This is a genomic window from Pseudomonas sp. AC463, assembly GCF_979253585.1.
In genome coordinates this window covers 1-262 of sequence record NZ_CEEDDZ010000740.1, presented here as the reverse complement: position 1 = coordinate 262, position 262 = coordinate 1, and the positions used below count along the sequence as shown (strand labels likewise).

Here is a 262-nt window from a genome sequence, read left to right as displayed (position 1 = left end):
GTGAGGTCGATGCCGCCGAGCATGCGGGCGATTTCCTCTACGCGCTGTGCGTCACTCAGCTTGCTGACTGCCGTACGGGTCGCGTTGTTGCCGCGCACCTTGTGCACGAACAGGTGCTGGTGACCCTGGGCGGCGACCTGGGGCAGGTGAGTGACGGTGAGTACCTGGCCACGCTCGCCCAGACAGCGCAGCAACTGACCGACGACTTCGGCGGTAGGCCCGCCGATGCCCACGTCCACTTCGTCGAACACCAGGGTCGGTA

1 pseudogene is annotated in these 262 nt (G+C 66.0%); it reads right to left on the bottom strand.

The window, feature by feature from the left end:
• Nucleotides 1–262: pseudogene (locus AC0IYH_RS32175) on the bottom strand (DNA repair protein RecN); the annotation flags it as partial.